Below are 17,635 nucleotides of genomic sequence, written 5' to 3'. Positions count from 1 at the left end.
CTCCCGTCAGCGGCGCACACTCACGTCCCGGCTGCGAGGGCGTCGACCTCGAAAGCCATGCCGGGAAGGGCGAGGCCAGCCACGCCGAGGAGGGTCTGCGTGGGCGGGTTCCCACCCCAGATCCGTTCGAGCCGCTCGACCAGGATCCCGAGCTTGTCGGCGTCGAGATCCACGACGTAGGTCCGCAACTGGACGACGTGGCGGAAGTCGAGGTCGACCGCGTCGAGAGCGGTGCCCAGGTTGGCGAGCGACCGGTCCACCTGAGTGCCGAAGTCGTCCGACACGACGTGCCCGTCGGCGTCCGATGCGTACTGCCCCGCGACGACGACCAGGGGACCGGACACGCTGGCCACGTGGCTGTAGCCGAACGGCACCGGGTCGTGCAGGGCGGGAGGGTTGACCAGGGTGTGCGACATCGGCTGTGGGTTCCTCTCTCAGGTGTGAGTGTCGGTGGCCTGGTGCCCTCCGGCGGGGTGGGCCGGACCTATTCTGGAGTATAGATATCCAGAATAGATCGGCGTGCGGACCGGATCAGCCAGCAGCGGATGACGGGTCCCCTCATCCAGCAGGGCTGCCGCCGCTCCAGGTTTCGCCGGTAAGTCGTTCGTAGGCCTCGACGTAGCGGTCCCGGGTCGCCTCGACGACCTGGGGAGGGATCTCCGGAGCGGGGGGTTCCTTGTTCCAACCACTTGAAGCCGCCCAGTCCCGCACGTACTGCTTGTCGAACGCGAACTGCGCGCGCCCCGGCTGCCACGTCTCCGCCGGCCAGAACCGCGACGAGTCCGGCGTCAGCACCTCGTCGGCGAGGACAAGGTTGCGGTCGGGGCCGGCGAACCCGAGCTCGATCTTGGTGTCGGCGATGATGATGCCCCGCTCGGCGGCGAGGGCGGCGCCCCGCCGGTAGACCTCGACCGTGAGCCGGCGCAAATCCTCCGCGGTGTCGGCACCGACCTTGGCCACCACCTCGTCGTACGTCATGGCGGTGTCGTGCTCACCCACGGGCGCCTTCGTCGTCGGAGTGAAGATCGGCTCGGGCAGCTGGGATCCGTTGACGAGGCCGGCTGGGAGGGAGACGCCGCAGACCGTGCCGGACTTTTCGTACTCCGCCAGGCCTGAACCGGTGAGGTAGCCGCGGGCGACGCACTCGACCGGCACCATCTCCAGGCGGCGGCACCGGATCGCCCGGCCCGCGAACGCGGACGGGACGTCGGTCGCGGAGATGACGTGGTTGGGTACGAGGTCTGCCAAACGCTCGAACCACCACAGCGAGAGAGCGGTGAGGATCCGCCCCTTGTCCGGGATCGGGGTCGGCAGCACGGTGTCGAAGACCGAGATCCGGTCGGAGGCGACGAGGATCAGGTCGCCGCGGTCCTCGTAGATGTCGCGGACCTTGCCCGAATAGACGTGCGGGAGGCCGAAGGCCGGCACCGATTTGCTCATACGCCGATCCTTGCAGAGCGCGCCGGCCACCCGACGCCTGTGTCCGCGACTGCGCCAGGACCAGCTCAGCCAGGTGGCCGGGGCAGGTCCTACGAGGACGACGCCGATCCCCTCGGGGCCGGCGAATGCGGCGGCCCGGTCAACGGCCGCGCCCCGGTAACCGGCAGTGCCACGCCGATCACGCGCGACACGTCCCCTGGCAACACTCGATGCTACGAGCCGGACCATATCGCCGGCATATCGAAAACCACATACGTGCCGACAACACCACGCTGCCTTGACTGGCCGTATGACTCGAGCCGCACGTGGTACGCCACCAGAGGATGACCGTGCCGTCCCCGACGGCGTGACAGTGTTTGATGACGAGTATTCCTGCGTAGCCAACCTGGCTTCGGATCTTCTCGGTGCCCTCCGCCAAGCCGCGACGGATGCCGCGGACGACGGCGTCACGTTCTACGTCAACAGCGGCTGGCGTTCCCCTGCGTACCAGAAGCAGCTGTTTCGTGAGGCGGTCCTCAAGTACGGCTCCGAGGAGGAAGCCGCTCGATGGGTGGCCACCCCCGAGACGTCTGCTCACGTGTCCGGGGACGCGGTCGACATCGGGCCCCCCGACGCCACGGTGTGGCTGTCCAAGCACGGCGCCGGGTACGGACTGTGCCAGATCTACCGCAACGAGCCCTGGCACTACGAACTGCGCCCTGAAGCGATCGATCACGGCTGCCCGCCCATGTACGCCGACCCCACGCACGATCCAAGGATGCAGCAGTGACCAGCACGCACGGCATCGAGCCGGTGTCGGGCGTGGGACTGACCGTCGTGCCGATCAGCGCCGCCGAGCATGTGGCGTTCGTGCGGAAACAGCGGTCGGTCAGCTTCCTGCAGACCCCCGCCTGGGGCCGCGTCAAGACCGAGTGGCGCAGCGAGTCCCTCGGCTGGTACGCCGGCCGGACGTTGGTCGGCGCAGGGCTCGTCCTGCACCGCCCAGTGCCACGGCTCGAGCGCTTCACGCTGGCCTACCTGCCCCAGGGCCCGGCCATCGACTCGCCCGGCGAGATCGACGCGTGGCTCGACCCGCTGACGGCACATCTCGAGGCAGACGGCGCGTTCGCGATCCGGCTCGGCCCGCCGGTGCGTACGAACACCTGGAGCGCGGCCCAGGTCAAGGAGGGCATCGCCGACCCGGGCATCGAGCGGCTCACCGACCTGCCCAGTCAGCAGACCGACCCGCTCGGCGCTCGCGTGACCAGCCAGCTCAGGGACGCCGGCTGGCTGCCGCAGTACCCGGAGGACGGATTCGGGGCCGGGCAGCCGCAGTTCACGTATGAGCTTCCACTGCGCCATCCCGACGGGCAGAGCAGGACCGAGGACGACCTGCTCGCGGGCATGAACCAGCTGTGGCGCCGCAACATCAAGAAGGCGGCCAAGGAGGGCGTCGAGGTGACGGTCGGCGAGGACCTGAAGGCGTTCCACGACCTCTACGTCCACACCGCCGAGCGCGACCGCTTCACGCCCCGGCCGCTGCGCTACTTCGAGGCCATGTTCGCGGCGATGAGCGCCGAGGACCCCGAGCGGATCGCGCTCTACCTGGCCCGCCACCAGGGAGACCTGGTGGCCGCCGCCATCCTGGTCCGCGTCGGCGCCCACGCGTGGTACACCTACGGCGCCTCCTCCACCGAGAAGCGCGAGGTGCGCGGCTCCAACGCCTGCCAGTGGGCGATGATCCGCGACTCGTTGGCGGCTGGCTGCGACGTCTATGACCTGCGCGGCATCACGCCCACCCTCGACGCAGACGACCCGCACGTCGGGCTGATCCAGTTCAAGGTCGGCACCGGCGGTCAGGCGGTGAGGTACGTCGGCGAGTGGGACCTGCCGCTGCGGCCGATGGTCTACCGGGCCTTCGACCTCTACATGAGGCGGCGCGGGTCCTTGAGGCGGCGCGGGCGATGAGCTGAATCTCCTCACCCACATCGTTCCGGCCCGGACAGATTTCGCGGTCAGGCAAGCGGAGGAAACGTGACCATGCATGGGTGGAACAGCTGGGTCGGTACGTTCACCGGCGTGGCCTTCCTGACGGTGCTCGTACTGCCGATGGCCGCGCTGGCGGTGTGGGCTCTGGCACGCCGGCGGAGTGCCAGCGGCGCTACGTCGGCGGCGGCCTGGCGCACGTCGTTGGCCGAGGTCGGCATCGTCTACGGGACTGTGCCGTGGGTATGGATGACCATGTTGCCGGGCAGCCGGGCCGGCGCCATCCCTGGTCGGGTGAGCCTGGTACCGCTGCGGGACCTGCTCACGATGTCGACCGGCCAGGTCGTCGGCAACGTGCTGGTGTTCGCCGCGCTGGGGTTCTTCGCGCCCCTGCGGTTCGCAGCACTGACGTCGGTGCCGCGGATCCTGGCGTTCGCGGCGGGCTGCTCGGTCCTGGTCGAGACCGCTCAGTACGTCCTGCTGCTGGACCGCGTGTCCTCGGTGGACGATGTGCTGCTCAACGCGGCCGGCGCCGGGCTGGCCGCACTGGCATCGCGCCGCTGGTGGCTCGCCTCAGCGCGAATGCCGTCAGACCGGCCTCGATCCGCTCCGGTACCGAGGTCCTGAGCCGTCGGCGCGCTCCCAGGGTCAGTTGCGCACCCCGCCGAACTCCGCGAGCGCGGCGGCGACCTCGTCGAGACGCGCCCCGCGGGACGCCTTGACGAGCACCACATCGCCGGCGGCGAGGTGGCCGCGCAGCCAGTCGACGGCCGCGTCGTTGCCGGCCAGCGCCACCGCCCGCTCTCCCGCGCCGTCGGCGATCGACCGGGCGCCCTCGCCGACCGCGACCACCACGTCCGCCCGGGAGGCGGCGTACTCCCCGACGGCGCGGTGCTCGGCCTCGCTGTCGTCGCCGAGCTCGAGCATCTCGCCGAGGACGGCGATGCGGCGCCCGCCCTCGATCGCCGCCAGCGCGTCCAGGCCAGCGAGGGTCGATTCGGGGTGGGCGTTGAAGGAGTCGTTGAGCAGGGTCGCGCCGCCCGGGAGGTCGCGTAGCTCCAGACGCCATTTCGACAGCGAGACGGTGGCCAGCGCCGCCGCGGCCATGCCGAGGGGTACGCCGGCCGCCTGTCCCGCCGCAGCGGCAGCCGACGCGTTGAGTGCCTGGTGGGCGCCCACGAGCGGCAGCGCGACGGGAGCCGAGGTGTCGGCGGTCCGCAGCACGAAGGACGGCCGGGCGAGCCGGTCCATCGCCAGGTCGAGCACTCGCACGTCGGCGTGCTCCGCCCGGCCGAAGGTCAGCACCGGGCCGTCGGTGAGTGCGCACATCGCGACCACCCGAGGATCGTCGGCGTTGAGGACGGCGGTGCCGCCGGGCGCCAGCCCCTGCACAAGCTCGCCCTTGGCCCTGGCGATGGCCGCGCGCGACCCGAACTTGCCGACGTGGGCCCGACCGACGTTGAGGACGACGGCGATGTCAGGCGAGACCAGCCCTGTGAGCGCGGCGATCTGGCCGATGTGGCGGGCTCCCATCTCGAGGACGAGGAACCGGGTGGCCGCGTCGGCGCGCAGCATGGTGAGTGGCATGCCGAGCTCGTTGTTGAGCGAGCCGATCGTGGCGATCGTCGTCCCTGCGCTCGACAGTACGGCCGCCAGGAGGTCCTTCGTGCTGGTCTTGCCCTGGGAGCCGGTCACCCCGACGACGGTCAGCCCGTCGCGCAGCCGGGCCACGACGTGGGCGGCGAGCGCCTGCAGCGCGGCCTGGGTGTCCGCGACGACGACCGTGGGCAGGGACGTTGTCCGGGAGCCGAGCACGGCCACCGCGCCCGCCCGGCCGGCCTGACCGGCGTAGTCGTGGCCGTCGACGTACTCGCCGGCGAAGGCGACGAAGAGGCTGCCGGGCTCGGCCTGCCTGCCGTCGAGCACGGCCGGCGCGGTCACCGTCACGGCCTCGTCGCCCTCGACCGTCCCGCCGACGACCGCGGCGATCTCGCCGAGGCTGAGCGGGATCATGCCCGGACGGCGCGGGGGCCGGCGATGCGCAGCGACAGCCAGCCGATCGAGATCGCGCAGATCGGGAGCAGTCTGACGAGGTAGCGGTGGGAAGAGGTTGGTTCGCTGTGGGTCATGCCCTCCAGTCAAGGCGGTGCGGCATATCGTCGGCATATCGAAAACTCGATACGTGCTGGCAACACCGCGCTGCCTTGACTGGCTGGCATGACCTACAGCGAACCAGTACGAACAGCGGCCCGCCGCACCCGATCGCTGGCGTCTACGTCCTCCTCAGCCGGCCAGAAGATGGGGATCACCATCTATGCATGTGGTCAGGACGAGGCCGTACTGTTCCGAGAGTTGGCACATCGTCTCGGCGTCATGCCGAAGATCACCGAGGCAGCGGTATCCGAGGCCAATATTGATCTGGCATTGGGAAACCGGTGCGTCAGCGTGGATCACAAGACTCACGTCACGGACTCCACCCTTCTCGCACTCAGCCGAGTCGGCGTCACCTACATCTCGACACGAAGCATTGGCTACAACCACATCGATGTGGGCTACGCGGCGAGCGTCGGCATCTCCGTGGAAAACGTCACCTACTCGCCCGACAGTGTGGCCGACTACACGCTGATGCTGATGCTGATGGCGGTGCGACATGCAAAGTCCATGGTCCGCCGCACGGATACGCATGACTACCGATTGAACGGTGTACGCGGGAGAGAACTACGCGATCTGAGGATCGGCGTCATCGGAACAGGACGCATCGGCGCGGCGGTCATGGACAGGCTGCGGGGCTTTGGCTGTCGGATACTGGCCTATGACACTCATCCCGAGACCGCTGCCGACTACGTACCGCTCGATGAACTGCTGCGGCTGAGCGACCTGGTGACGCTCCATACGCCGCTCACTGCGGAAACACACCACCTCCTGGATCGTCGACGTATCGAGCAGATGAAGCACGGCGCGTTCATCATCAATACCGGACGCGGAGCACTTCTTGACACCGAGGCCCTGGTTCAAGCCTTGGAAAGCGGTCGACTTGGCGGTGCGGGGTTGGATGTGCTCGAAGGAGAGGAAGGAATCTTCTACGCAGACTGCCGAGGCAAACCCATCGAGAGCAAGGCGTTGTTGCGGCTCCAGGAGTTGCCGAACGTGCTCATCAGTCCGCACACCGCCTATTACACCGACCACGCTCTGAGGGACACCGTGGAAAACTCCCTCACCAACTGCCTCACATTCGAAAGCAGGAATCAGCATGGATAGGTTGAAGCTCGGAATCATCTTCGGGGGCGGTTTCGAGGAGCATCCCATCTCCGTCAAGTCTGCGCGAGAAGTCGCCAAGAACCTCGATCTCGCAAAGTATGAACCGTTCTACATCGGGATCACGAAGCGCGGTGCCTGGATGCTCTGCGACGGCCCCGACGGCGGCTGGGAGGACGGCAACTGTCGTTCGGTTGTGCTGTCACCGGACCGGAGCGTCCCCGGACTGCTCGTGCTGGAGCAGGGGCGGTACGCCACGATCAGCCTGGACGTCGTGCTGCCCGTCCTACACGGCAAGCTCGGCGAAGACGGTGCGATCCAAGGCTTGCTGGAGCTCTCCGGCATCCCCTACGTGGGCTGCGATGTCCAGAGCTCTGCCGTCTGCATGGACAAGTCCCTCGCCTACATCGTCGCCGGCAGCGCGGGAATCGCCACGCCGAAGTTCTGGACCGTCACGTCGAACGACGACCTCGATGCCGACCGGCTCAGCTATCCCGTCTTCGTGAAGCCGGCCCGTTCGGGATCATCCTTCGGGGTCAGCAAGGTCGCGGGGAAGGAAGAACTGCCGAGTGCGCTGGAAACCGCACGACAGTTTGACTCGAAGGTGTTGATCGAGGAGGCGGTCGTCGGCAGCGAGGTCGGATGTGCCGTCCTGGGGAACGACTCGGAGCTGGTGACAGGTGAGGTGGACCGAGTCTCGCTCTCCCATGGCTTCTTCAAGATCCATCAGGAGGATGATCCCGAAAGCGGATCCGAGAACGCGACCTTCATCGTTCCCGCGGATATTCCGGCCGAGGTGCGCGAGCGCGTTCGGGAGACGGCCAAGGCCATCTATCGCGCGTTGGGTTGCCGGGGACTGGCGCGGGTGGACATGTTCCTCACAGGGGATGGGAAGGTCGTCCTCAACGAGGTCAACACGCTGCCGGGCATGACCTCCTACAGTCGTTATCCGAGGATGATGGCCGCCGCGGGGTTGCCGCTTTCCGACGTGATCGACCGGCTGGTGGCGTTGGCCTTGGCGGGAACCGGGCGATGAAGGACGACTTTGTCTTCGTCGACGAGGTCGTATCCGGCATTCGCTGGGATGCCAAGTACGCTACCTGGGACAACTTCACCCGCAGGCCGGTGGACGGTTACCTGGCGAATCGAATCGTCGGCACAAGGGCCCTGTGTGCGGCCCTGGAGGCAGCGCGAGACAAGGCTGCCTCTCTCGGATTCGGCCTGCTTCTCTGGGATGGTTACCGTCCACAGCGTGCCGTGGACTGCTTTCTGCGGTGGGCGAAGCAACCGGAGGACAGCCGGGCGAAACCGAGGCACCATCCGAACCTCGACAGATCCGAGCTGTTCGACCATGGATATGTCGCCGCCAGGTCGGGTCACAGTCGCGGCGGCGCCGTCGACCTGACGCTCTTTGGGCTCGCCACCGGAACCCTCGTCCCCATGGGTGGTGATCACGATCTGATGGATTCGATCTCGCATCACGGGGCAGCGGGGATCACACCGGCCGAGGCGAGAAATCGTCAATACCTTCGATCGATCATGTGCGCCTGCGGATTCGATTCCTACGATCGCGAGTGGTGGCACTACGAACTGAAGGATGAACCATATCCGGACACCTATTTCGACTTTCCCATCACTCCTGATCTCGTCGACAAGGGAAGGCATGCAGAGTCGGCTGGCACACCCATGAGAACCACGGCCGACCAAGCCTGAGCAGGAGCGTGGCTGCCGTTCCCCTGAGTACCAGAGTCAGCTATCTCGCGATCACTCGGTCGTCGTCCTCACGTGGGTGGTGAGGCCAGCCCGACCTCGGTACGCCAGGCCGCGTGGCGGGCACGGAGGCGTTCGACGATCTCCGGATGCTCGGCGGAGAGGTCGGTGGTCTCGCCGATGTCGTCGCCCAGGTGGGTGAGCCGCTGGCCGACACCGATGTCGGTGTGCTCGCCGCGCCGCAGAGCGTCGGCGTGCGGTCCGGCCGAGGCGTGGTGGAGCTTCCAGTCGCCGAGGCGTACGGCCCACTGGAAGCCGCAGTCCCAGTGCAGCGCCTCGTGCCCAGCTGCCCCGGTGTCGCCTGACGACTTGGTTGTGTCGCCGCGCAGCGCCGGCAGCTGGTCGAGTCCGTCGGTGTGCGCCCAACCTTCCGGGGTTGCGCCGGCCGCGGACAGCAACGTGGGATAGAGATCGAGGGTGCTGGTCAGTGCGTCGTTCGTACGCCCGCCCGTGATGCCGCCCTCGGGCCACCGCACGAGGTAGGGAACGCGGATACCGCCTTCCCACAACGTGTACTTCGTACCGCGCAAAGGCGTGTTGACACCGAAGTTGCACATCGAACCGCCGTTGTCGGTGGTGTAGACGACGAGGGTGTCGTCGGCGAGTCCGCGCTTGCTGAGCTCGTCGAGCAGCAGCCCGATCTGGGCGTCCATGAGGTCGAGCTGGGCGAGGTAGTACGCCCGACCGTCCGGGAGGTAGGGCGAGATCGCACCGTCGTACCAGTCCACGTACGACGAGATCGCCGGATCCCAGTCCGGGAACTTCGCCAGGCCGCGCCGGGCCAGCTCGTCGTCCGGCAGCTGGAAGCAGAAGTTGTGCACGGCGTTGAACGCCAGCATCAGGAAGAACGGCTCATCCTCGTGCCTGGTGACGAAGTCCCGTGCCCGGCGGCCGAGCTCCGCGGTGAGGAAGCCCTCCAGCTCGCACTCCTCGTCACCGTCAAGAAGGGGTTGCACCGCCATGGTGCGGGACGCTTCCGGGCCGTAGCTCTCCACGGCTGCGCGGGAATGGCGCAGGTAGTTGAGCCGGCCCACCTGCTTGCCAGCAAGGCCGTAGTAGCTCTCGGCGAACCCATGGTGTGGCGGACATGCGCGGTCGCCCTTGTCCTCGCGCCCGTAGTGGACCTTGCCGAGGTAGCCGGTCGCGTAGCCGGCGTCACGGAGGCGCTCGGCGAGCGAGGGCAGGTGGTCGGGAAACGCACTGGAGTCGAACCACTGGGCCCCCCACCGCTGCTGGTACTGCCCGCCGATCAGGCCGGCGCGGGACGGGCTGCAGATCGGTGCCGTGACGTACGCCTGCGTGCACGAGACACCGTCGGCGGCCAGCCGATCGAGGGAGGGCGTACGCACGTCGGGGTCGATACCGAGCGCGCCACGGTCGGCGTACCCGTGGTCGTCGGAGACGATCAGGACGATGTTCGGCTTCCGTGGGGTCGCTGCCATACCAGCCATCCTGGTCGCCGATCGACCGCGAGGACAGGGGTACCTCCGCGCACGTGACCGCTCCTGGCCGATGATCCGGCCACGCCGCAGGAGAGTGGGACGGGGTGGCGACGGGCTCTCAGAGGATGGAGTCCGGGGTGTACGACGAGGCCTCCGGATAGCGCTCGACCACGCTCCGCACCCGCCGCACGACCTCACTCACCTGCGCCAGAGCCGCCCCGGTGAACGTCAGGGGATCGTTGACAAGGCCGCCCAGCTCGTCCCGGCTGAGGCCCAGGCGTTCGTCGGCGGCGAGCCGGTCGAGCAGGTCGTTGCGTTCGGCGCCCTTCTCCCGCATCGCCAGCGCGACGGCGACAGCGTGTTCCTTGATGACCTCGTGTGCGGTCTCACGCCCGACGCCGCGCCGGACCGCCGCCATCAGCACCTTGGTCGTCGCGAGGAACGGGAGGTATCTGTCAAGCTCGCGTTGCGCCACCGCGGGGAACGCACCGAACTCCTCCAGCACCGTGAGGAACGTCTGGAACAGCCCGTCGGTGGCGAAGAACGCGTCCGGCAGGGCGACCCGGCGGACCACCGAACACGAGACGTCGCCTTCGTTCCACTGGTCGCCGGCCAGCTCGCCGACCATCGACAGGTAGCCGCGAACGACGACCGCGAGGCCGTTGATGCGTTCGGCCGAACGGGTGTTCATCTTGTGCGGCATGGCGGACGAACCGACCTGGCCGGGCTGGAATCCTTCGGTGACGAGTTCGTTGCCGGCCATCAACCGCACCGTGGTCGCCAGGTTGGAGGGGGCGGCCGTCGCCTGGACAAGGGCGGACAGGACGTCGAAGTCGAGCGAGCGCGGGTAGACCTGGCCGACGCTGGTGAGAACACGGGTGAAGCCCAGGTGTGCGGCGACGCGGTCTTCGAGATCGGCGAGCTTCTCCGGCGACCCGTCCAGCAGGTCGAGCTGGTCCTGGGCGGTGCCGACCGGGCCCTTGATGCCACGCAGCGGATAGCGCGCCAGCAGGTCCTCGATGCGTTCGAGGGCGACGAGCAGCTCGTCGGCGATCGAGGCGAACCTCTTGCCCAGTGTCGTGGCCTGGGCGGCGACGTTGTGGCTGCGGCCGGCGATCACCAGTTCGGCGTGTTCGGCGGCCCGCGCGGCGAGCCGTGCCAGCGCGGCGACAATGCGGTCGCGGACGAGCTCGAGGGAGGCGCGGACCTGGAGCTGCTCGACGTTCTCGGTGAGGTCGCGACTGGTCATGCCCTTGTGGATGTGCTCGTGACCTGCGAGGGCGCAGAACTCCTCGATGCGTGCCTTGACGTCGTGGCGGGTGCGGCGCTCCCGCTCGCGGATCGAGTCGAGATCGACCTGGCTGGCTACTCGTTCGTACGACTCGATCACGCCGTCGGCCACCTGGACACCGAGGTCGCGTTGCGCCCGGAGCACGGCGATCCAGAGTCGGCGTTCGAGAATCACCTTGTGGGCCGGCGACCACAGCTCCACCAGGGGGGCGGAGGCGTAGCGGGCGGCGAGGACGTCAGGGATCACCGGTGGCGGCACGTACCCCATTCTCCCGCAGGCCGCCCGTCGGTCGCGGTCCCGCCCCGGATGACCCACCGCGCCCTTGGTGGCCCGATGGCGTCGACCCCGTGATCATGATCGTGATCATGAAGGTTTGCGGGCGTATAAGCCGCCCTTTCCTTCATGATCATGGAAACCGTCGCGCAGAGCTCGGCCGCTTCGCTGGCCGCTGGCCGCTGGCGCGCGGGAGTGCTGGTCGATGGGAAACCGCCGCGCAGAGGTCGGACGCTTCGCTGGCCGCCGCCAAGCGTGTGTGCCTGGTAGTACGGTCGGGGCGTGATCCGGGTGCTGCTGGCGGACGACGAGGCGATGATGCGGGCCGGCGTCAGGGCCATCCTGGCCGCCGCACCTGACATCGACGTGGTCGCCGACGCCGGCAACGGGCGCGAGGCCGTCGAGGCCGCTCGGGTGCACCGGCCCGACGTCGCCCTGCTGGACATCCGAATGCCCGTGCTCGACGGGCTCAGTGCGGCGGCAGAGTTGCGCAGGGTCGTCCCGGACACCGCGGTGATCATGCTGACCACCTTCTCCGAGGACGAGTACATCGGGGCGGCGCTCGAGAGCGGCGTGAGCGGATTCCTGCTGAAGGCGGGTGATCCGTACGAACTCATGGCCGCGGTGCGGGCGGCATACGGCGGTGCGTCGTACCTCTCGCCGAAGGTCGCGCACCGGGTCATCCAGCTGATCAACGACGGCCAGGTGACCCGGCGTACGGCGGCGAAGGAACGCCTCGACAGGCTGACGCCACGTGAGCGCGAGGTGTTGGCCCTCCTGGGCGCAGGACTGTCGAACGCCGAGATCGGTCAGCGGCTGTTCCTGACCGAGGGGACGGTCAAGGCCTATGTCAGCACGTTGCTGGCCCGCCTGGAGCTGAAGAACCGGGTCCAGGCGGCGGTGCTGGCCCATGAGGGTGGCCTCGTAGGGGACTCCGAGGGCGAGTAGCGGCTCAGACGTCCCGGGTTCGCAGGGCCCAGATACCCGCCGCGATCGTGAGCGTCGCCCAGGCCGCGAGGACCAGCCCGTACTCCCAGTCCCCGGACATGAGCCGCCACCCCGCGGCCGCGGGCGTGTAGTCCGCGATCGTGTTGATGACCGGGGCGCCGAGCCGCTCGGACACGAGCCGCAGCATCTCGGGGACGACGAGGAGCAGGAGGACGAGGATCGCCAGACCGCCGGCCGTCCGGCGGACGAGGGTGCCGATACCGAGCGCGAGCACGGCGAGCAGGGACAGGTAGAGACCCATGGCCAGGATGTCGGCGACGTGGGTCGAGTCGAGCGCGCCCAGCTCGCCGAACCGAATGGCGGCGACACCGACACCCAGGACCGCGACACCGGTGCCGACGAGCAGGACCGTGGACCCCACGACGAGGGCCTTGGCCAGCATGACCCTGGTGCGCGAGGGCGTACACGCGAACGTGACGGTGATGCTCCGCGTGGCGAACTCCCCGGTGATGGCGAGCATCGCGAACGCCGCGAGCGTGTACTGCAGGAAGTTGGAGAGGGCCGCCGTGGCCACGGAGACCGCGAGGACGGTTTCGGGATCACCGTCGTCGGATTCCAGCATGGCGACGAGCGCCATGATGGCGGCGGAGCCGCCCACGTACCACCACGTGGAACGCAGTGAGCGCAGCTTGATCCACTCGGCGGCCGCGGTCGAGGCCACGGTGGCGGCCGGTGGACGGGACGTGGTGGCGGCCGGCGGAAGGGACGTGGTCGTCATGCTTCGGCTCCGTACTCGATGCTGTCGGCGGTCAGGTTCATGTAGGACTCCTCGAGCGTCGGCTCGAGCGGGCTGAGCTCGTAGAGCATGAGCCCGAGCTCGTGAGCCAGCGCACCGACCTGCTCGGGAAGGACACCGGTGACGGTGAGCTCGTCGGGTCCTGACCAGTGGGCGTCGGCCAGCGCGTCCGCGAGGGCATGCAGCTGCGGTCCCCGCACCTTCGTTCCGGTGCCCGTGAGCAGGTTCGCCATCGGCTCGTCCGCGATGAGGCGGCCCTTGCCGAGCACGACAAGCCGGTCGGCCGTCTGCTCCACCTCGCTCATCAGGTGCGAGGAGATGAAGACGGTGCGCCCTTCGGCCGCCAGCGACCTCAGCAGAGTCCGGATCCAGCGCACGCCGTCGGGGTCAAGGCCGTTGACGGGCTCGTCGAGCATGAGGATCTGCGGATCGCCGAGGAGGGCGCCCGCGATACCGAGCCGGTGACTCATCCCCAGCGAGTAGGTGCCGGCGCGCCGCCGGCCGGCTTCCGTCATCCCGGTCAGGGCCAGCACCTCGTCCACCCGGGACGCGGGGATGCGCTGGCTCCGGGCCATCGCCCGAAGATGGTCGCGGCCGGAGCGGGCGGGATGGACGGCCTTGGCGTCCAGCAATGCGCCGACGGTACGCAGGGGCTGGTCGAGTTCGGCGTACCGGCGTCCACAGATCAGTGCCGTCCCGGACGTCGGAGCGTCGAGGCCGAGGATCAAGCGCATCGTGGTGGACTTGCCGGCGCCGTTGGGGCCGAGGAACCCCGTGACCGTCCCGGGTGTGAGCTCGAGCGTCAGTCCGTCGACGGCAGTTTTGGGGCCGTAGCGCTTGGTGAGGTCTCTCAGGCTTATCACGATCGTGAACCTACGGATCGTCGGCCGCTGCCAACTGCGCACGATCGTCAGTGAGCCGTACTGTCGTTCGTCAGGTCTTTCGGCCGGGTCGCGCCGCGTAGCCTGTCGGCCGTGGAGCGGATCTGGAGGATGTTGGGCAGTCGTCGCGCTGTCGACTTCCTGATCTGGGCCGCCATCACGGCCCCGGTGTTCCTCGGCGACGACGGCCTGCCGCCGGGGTCCGTTTTGTCCATGCCGACGTTCCAGGGCGTTGCGGTGGCGTTGCTGGCCGTCGCAGTGCTCCTGTCCCGAAGCGTCCCGCTCGTCGCGGTGGTGCTTCCCACCGTCTTCGCGGTGGCAGTGACCGGGGAGATCTACTGCGAGCAGTTGACCCTTGCCCAGGTGACGTTGGCATTCCTGCTCGGCCGCCGGACGGCCGGGGGACGGTCGGTGGTGCAGCTGTTGGCCGCCCTGTGCGCAGTGGTCCTGGCCTTCGCCGTGGTGAATCAGGAGGGTACGGCCCAGGACTGGTTCACCCTCGCGAGCACGACAGTCCTCCAGGTCGCCCTCCCGTGGACCGCCGGCCAGTACGTCCTGCAGCGTGCCGAACTGCTCCGCGCCGGCTGGGAACTCGCCGAGCGGCTCGAGCGGGAGCAGGGTCTGGTGGCGAACCAGGTCCGGTTGCGGGAGCGGGCCAGGATCGCCCGCGACATGCACGACTCCCTCGGCCACGAGCTGAGCCTGATCGCCGTGCGGGCGGCGGGCTTCGAGGTGACCACGGGGATCGGTCCGCAAGGGCGGCAGGCGGCCGGGGAGCTGCGGCAGGCGGCGGCTTTGGCCACCGATCGGCTGCGCGAGATCATCGGGATGCTGAGGGACGACGGCGAGACCCCGCCCGTCGTTCCCGCGGGAGGCACGGTGCAGTCGCTCGTGACGCAGGCGGCGGCGTCGGGAGTTGCCGTGACCCTCGAGGACGCCACTGCCGACTTCGACACACCCGTGCCGGACGTCACGGCACGCGCCGCCTACCGGGTGGTCCAGGAAGCCCTCACCAACGCGATCAAGCACGCACCCGGCGCGGCCGTGGCGGTGATCGTGCGAGGACACGACGAGGGCGAGCAGGGAATCGTCGTCACCGTCGTCAACGGTGCTCCGCCGATGGCCCCACCACAGACCGACGGCCTCCAGGGCTACGGTCTCATCGGCCTGGACGAGCGGGTCCGGCTCGTCGGCGGCACCCTGGACGCACGCCCCACCGACGGTGGCTTCACAGTCACCGCGTGGCTCCCGCTCACGCCCATGACATCGGCCGCCGCGCCAGTCGCCGCACCGACATCGAGCCACGCGCTGTCCGCCGCGCGCCGCCGGCTGCACCGCAGCATGATCGAGACATTCCTCGCCCCCGCTGCCATGGCCGTCGTACTCGTCCTTTTCTACGTCCTGAACGCTGATCGGCTCTGACCCGGTGATCGTCGGGAGCGGGGTTGCGGCGGTCCGTTAGGTTCACATCATGACGAGACCAGTACGGATTGGCGTTCAGATCCAGCCCCAGCATGCCGACTACTCCCAGATCCGCGATGCCGTCGCGCGCGCCGAGGAGGCCGGTGTCGACATCATCTACAACTGGGACCACTTCTTCCCGCTCTACGGCGAACCCGACGGCAAGCACTTCGAGTGTTGGACCATGCTGGGTGCCTGGGCGGAGCAGACGTCCCGGGTCGAGATCGGCGCGTTGGTGACCTGCAACAGCTACCGCAACCCCGAGCTCCTCGCCGACATGGCCCGCACGGTCGACCACATGAGCGATGGCCGGTTGATCTTCGGTATCGGTTCCGGTTGGTTCGAACGCGACTACACCGAGTACGGCTACGACTTCGGGACCGCCGGCGGCCGGCTCGACAACCTGTCCGAGGCCCTGCCGCGGATCACCGCCCGCTGGGGCAAGCTGAACCCGGCGCCGACGCGGGACATCCCGGTGCTCATCGGCGGTGGCGGCGAACGCAAGACCCTCCGCTACACCGCGCAGTACGCCCACATCTGGCACGGGTTCGGCGACGCCTCGACCCTCGAACGCAAGCGCAAGGTCCTCGACGACTGGTGCGCCGACGTCGGCCGCGACCCGGCCGAGATCGAGCGGTCCGCCGGCGCGCCGGAGGGTACGCCGGAGGACGTCGCCAAGCCGCTGCTCGACGCCGGGATCACGCAGTTCACCCTCGGCGTCAACGGACCCGACTACGACCTGAGCACGGTCGAGAAGTGGATCGCTTGGCGGGATCAGTACAACTCCTCCGGTTCCTGACGCGTTCATGCCCCGCAAGCTCCACGCTTCCGCGGTGACACAGGCGAAGGGGAAGTCAGGGGTTCGCCGCTCTTGGCTCCCCTTCGGGAGATGACGCTCATCGCGGCGCCATCGTCGGTTGTGGAGGTGGGGGTTCGTAGCCGTCGACGTGTCGACGTGGCGCATGTCGGCGCGAACGAACGCGGGCACCCGGCGCGAACGAACGCGGGCACCCGGCGCGAACGAATGCGGTCACACGGACTTGAGACATCCCGCATCGACGATGAAGTCGGCACCCGTCGTGCTGGCAGAACGCGGCGAGGCGAGCAGGGCGACCGCGTCGGCGACCTCCTGTGGGTCGACCATGCGGCCGGTCGACAACCGCATCGACTCCGGGACGATCGTGTCCAGCACGGTGTCCCGATCAGCGCTGGCCTGAGCAGCGAACATGTCGGCGACACCACCGGCGTCGGTCCACCAAGGCGTACGCACCGGCCCCGGGGAGACCGTGTTCACCCGGATACCGCGGGGTGCGAACTCCTCCGACAAACCCTTCGCGGCACTGGTCATCGCCGCCTTGGCCGCGCAGTAGTCGAGGTTGGTCGGTGACGGCTGCCAGGCCATCATGGAGGAGACGTTGATGATCGAACCGCCGCCCCGCTTCAGCATCAGCGGGATGGCGGCACGCACCGCGCGGACCGCCGAGAACAGGTTGAACTCGACGGTCGCCCGCCAGTCGTCATCGGTCGCGTCCAGGAAAGAGCCACGGGGGAAGGTGACTCCCGGAGGTGGCCCACCCGCGTTGTTCACCAGGATGTCCACACCCCCGAACGCCTCTTCAGCGCGCGCCAGGACCATCGCCGGCGCATCCGGGTCCATCAGGTCAGCGGCGACATGAAGGACGGCCGGCCCGAGCAAGGCATCGAGGTCCGGTGTGCTCTTGCGGGACGTGGCGACCACACGCGCGCCCTCAATGACCAGGGTCCGGGTAATCGCCAGTCCGATGCCCTTCGAGGCGCCGGTGACAACGGCCACGCGATCTGACAGGTGCAGGTCCATGGAGGCGGGGTTCCTTCCCTACTGTGCTGACATCGTCGGCTTCGAACGCTAACCAGGGCAGGCGTGGCGGGCCGGCGGGATTCGGACCCGGCGGTTCGCCCGAAGCCGGTTTGTTCACCCACGCCTTCGCGACTCGTCCAGCCCGGGGACGGTGCGTCGACGTCCGTACGACCTGACCGATGGTGAGGTCGTCCTGCCAGGTCTCGCCTCGGGCCCGTGGCTGCGCCCGCTCGGATGGGCGTTACAAAACGTCAAGATCTGGGAAGGGCGCCGGTA

General features: G+C 68.5%; 17 protein-coding genes. 9 read left to right on the top strand and 8 right to left on the bottom strand.

The annotated features are described in order from the left end of the window. Positions 1-20: 20 nt before the first annotated feature. Together ABN034_RS20095 and ABN034_RS20090 are read right to left on the bottom strand one after the other, a co-directional pair. Positions 21-416: a RidA family protein gene (locus ABN034_RS20095; protein ID WP_349328306.1), complete on the bottom strand. Its 396-nt coding sequence runs from the start codon at positions 414-416 to the stop codon at positions 21-23. 142 nt (positions 417-558) lie between these two features. After that, on the bottom strand, positions 559-1,440 hold the full coding sequence (locus ABN034_RS20090) for a phosphoribosylaminoimidazolesuccinocarboxamide synthase (protein WP_349692519.1): 882 nt from the start codon (positions 1,438-1,440) through the stop codon (positions 559-561). A gap of 289 nt (positions 1,441-1,729) precedes the next feature. On the opposite strand from ABN034_RS20090, the gene ABN034_RS20085 reads away from it, so the two are divergent. The 3 genes from ABN034_RS20085 (at position 1,730) to ABN034_RS20075 (ending at position 4,032) form a co-directional block, all read left to right on the top strand. Further along, the gene (locus ABN034_RS20085; protein WP_349692518.1) at positions 1,730-2,209 is read left to right on the top strand and encodes a M15 family metallopeptidase; all 480 of its coding nucleotides are present in this window, start codon (positions 1,730-1,732) and stop codon (positions 2,207-2,209) included. A gap of 32 nt (positions 2,210-2,241) precedes the next feature. Beyond that, a complete protein-coding gene (locus ABN034_RS20080; protein WP_349692678.1) occupies positions 2,242-3,387 on the top strand; it encodes a lipid II:glycine glycyltransferase FemX in 1,146 nt (381 codons plus the stop codon). A 72-nt stretch (positions 3,388-3,459) separates the two neighbouring features. Then, the gene (locus ABN034_RS20075) at positions 3,460-4,032 is read left to right on the top strand and encodes a VanZ family protein (RefSeq protein WP_349692517.1); all 573 of its coding nucleotides are present in this window, start codon (positions 3,460-3,462) and stop codon (positions 4,030-4,032) included. Positions 4,033-4,053: 21 nt separating this feature from the next. On the opposite strand, the gene ABN034_RS20070 is transcribed toward ABN034_RS20075, so the two are convergent. Continuing rightward, positions 4,054-5,418: a UDP-N-acetylmuramoyl-tripeptide--D-alanyl-D-alanine ligase gene (locus ABN034_RS20070; protein WP_349692516.1), complete on the bottom strand. Its 1,365-nt coding sequence runs from the start codon at positions 5,416-5,418 to the stop codon at positions 4,054-4,056. A gap of 285 nt (positions 5,419-5,703) precedes the next feature. Here ABN034_RS20070 and vanH point away from each other — a divergent pair, with 285 nt between their 5' ends. The 3 genes from vanH to vanX are packed head-to-tail and all read left to right on the top strand — an operon-like array spanning position 5,704 to position 8,373. Next, positions 5,704-6,663 carry a D-lactate dehydrogenase VanH gene (gene vanH, locus ABN034_RS20065; RefSeq protein WP_349692677.1) on the top strand — a complete coding sequence of 320 codons (960 nt, stop codon included), beginning with the start codon at positions 5,704-5,706 and terminating at the stop codon, positions 6,661-6,663. After that, entirely contained in the window at positions 6,656-7,696 is a 1,041-nt protein-coding gene (gene vanA, locus ABN034_RS20060) for a D-alanine--(R)-lactate ligase (protein WP_349692515.1), read from the top strand. Before vanH ends, vanA begins: the two co-directional genes overlap by 8 nt. Continuing rightward, a complete protein-coding gene (gene vanX, locus ABN034_RS20055) occupies positions 7,693-8,373 on the top strand; it encodes a D-Ala-D-Ala dipeptidase VanX (protein WP_349692514.1) in 681 nt (226 codons plus the stop codon). Before vanA ends, vanX begins: the two co-directional genes overlap by 4 nt. A gap of 68 nt (positions 8,374-8,441) precedes the next feature. Here vanX and ABN034_RS20050 read toward each other — a convergent pair whose 3' ends face one another. Further along, positions 8,442-9,872: a sulfatase family protein gene (locus ABN034_RS20050; protein WP_349692513.1), complete on the bottom strand. Its 1,431-nt coding sequence runs from the start codon at positions 9,870-9,872 to the stop codon at positions 8,442-8,444. A gap of 118 nt (positions 9,873-9,990) precedes the next feature. Further along, on the bottom strand, positions 9,991-11,430 hold the full coding sequence (purB, locus tag ABN034_RS20045; protein ID WP_349692512.1) for an adenylosuccinate lyase: 1,440 nt from the start codon (positions 11,428-11,430) through the stop codon (positions 9,991-9,993). 288 nt (positions 11,431-11,718) lie between these two features. Between purB and ABN034_RS20040 the strand changes: the two genes are divergently transcribed. Next, positions 11,719-12,384: a response regulator gene (locus tag ABN034_RS20040; RefSeq protein WP_349692511.1), complete on the top strand. Its 666-nt coding sequence runs from the start codon at positions 11,719-11,721 to the stop codon at positions 12,382-12,384. Positions 12,385-12,388: 4 nt separating this feature from the next. Here ABN034_RS20040 and ABN034_RS20035 read toward each other — a convergent pair whose 3' ends face one another. Then, positions 12,389-13,162 (bottom strand): ABC transporter permease, encoded by a 774-nt coding sequence (locus ABN034_RS20035; protein ID WP_349692510.1) that lies wholly within the window; start codon positions 13,160-13,162, stop codon positions 12,389-12,391. After that, positions 13,159-14,085, bottom strand: a complete 927-nt coding sequence (locus tag ABN034_RS20030) for an ABC transporter ATP-binding protein (RefSeq protein ID WP_502879066.1) — start codon at positions 14,083-14,085, stop codon at positions 13,159-13,161. The genes ABN034_RS20035 and ABN034_RS20030 overlap by 4 nt, the downstream gene beginning before the upstream one ends. Before the next feature lie 69 nt (positions 14,086-14,154). Between ABN034_RS20030 and ABN034_RS20025 the strand changes: the two genes are divergently transcribed. Then, on the top strand, positions 14,155-15,483 hold the full coding sequence (locus tag ABN034_RS20025) for a sensor histidine kinase (RefSeq protein ID WP_349692509.1): 1,329 nt from the start codon (positions 14,155-14,157) through the stop codon (positions 15,481-15,483). Between the two features lie 49 nt (positions 15,484-15,532). Further along, the gene (locus ABN034_RS20020) at positions 15,533-16,321 is read left to right on the top strand and encodes an LLM class F420-dependent oxidoreductase (protein WP_349692508.1); all 789 of its coding nucleotides are present in this window, start codon (positions 15,533-15,535) and stop codon (positions 16,319-16,321) included. A gap of 231 nt (positions 16,322-16,552) precedes the next feature. Here the strand turns inward: ABN034_RS20020 and ABN034_RS20015 are convergent, their stop codons facing one another. Then, a complete protein-coding gene (locus tag ABN034_RS20015; protein ID WP_349692507.1) occupies positions 16,553-17,359 on the bottom strand; it encodes an SDR family NAD(P)-dependent oxidoreductase in 807 nt (268 codons plus the stop codon). Between the last annotated feature and the right edge of the window lie 276 nt (positions 17,360-17,635).

The sequence above is a fragment of the Actinopolymorpha sp. B11F2 genome (assembly GCF_040195635.1).
Lineage (GTDB): Bacteria > Actinomycetota > Actinomycetes > Propionibacteriales > Actinopolymorphaceae > Thermasporomyces.
The sequence above is the reverse complement of the archived record's forward strand: the minus strand, read 5'-3'. Positions and strand labels throughout refer to the sequence as shown.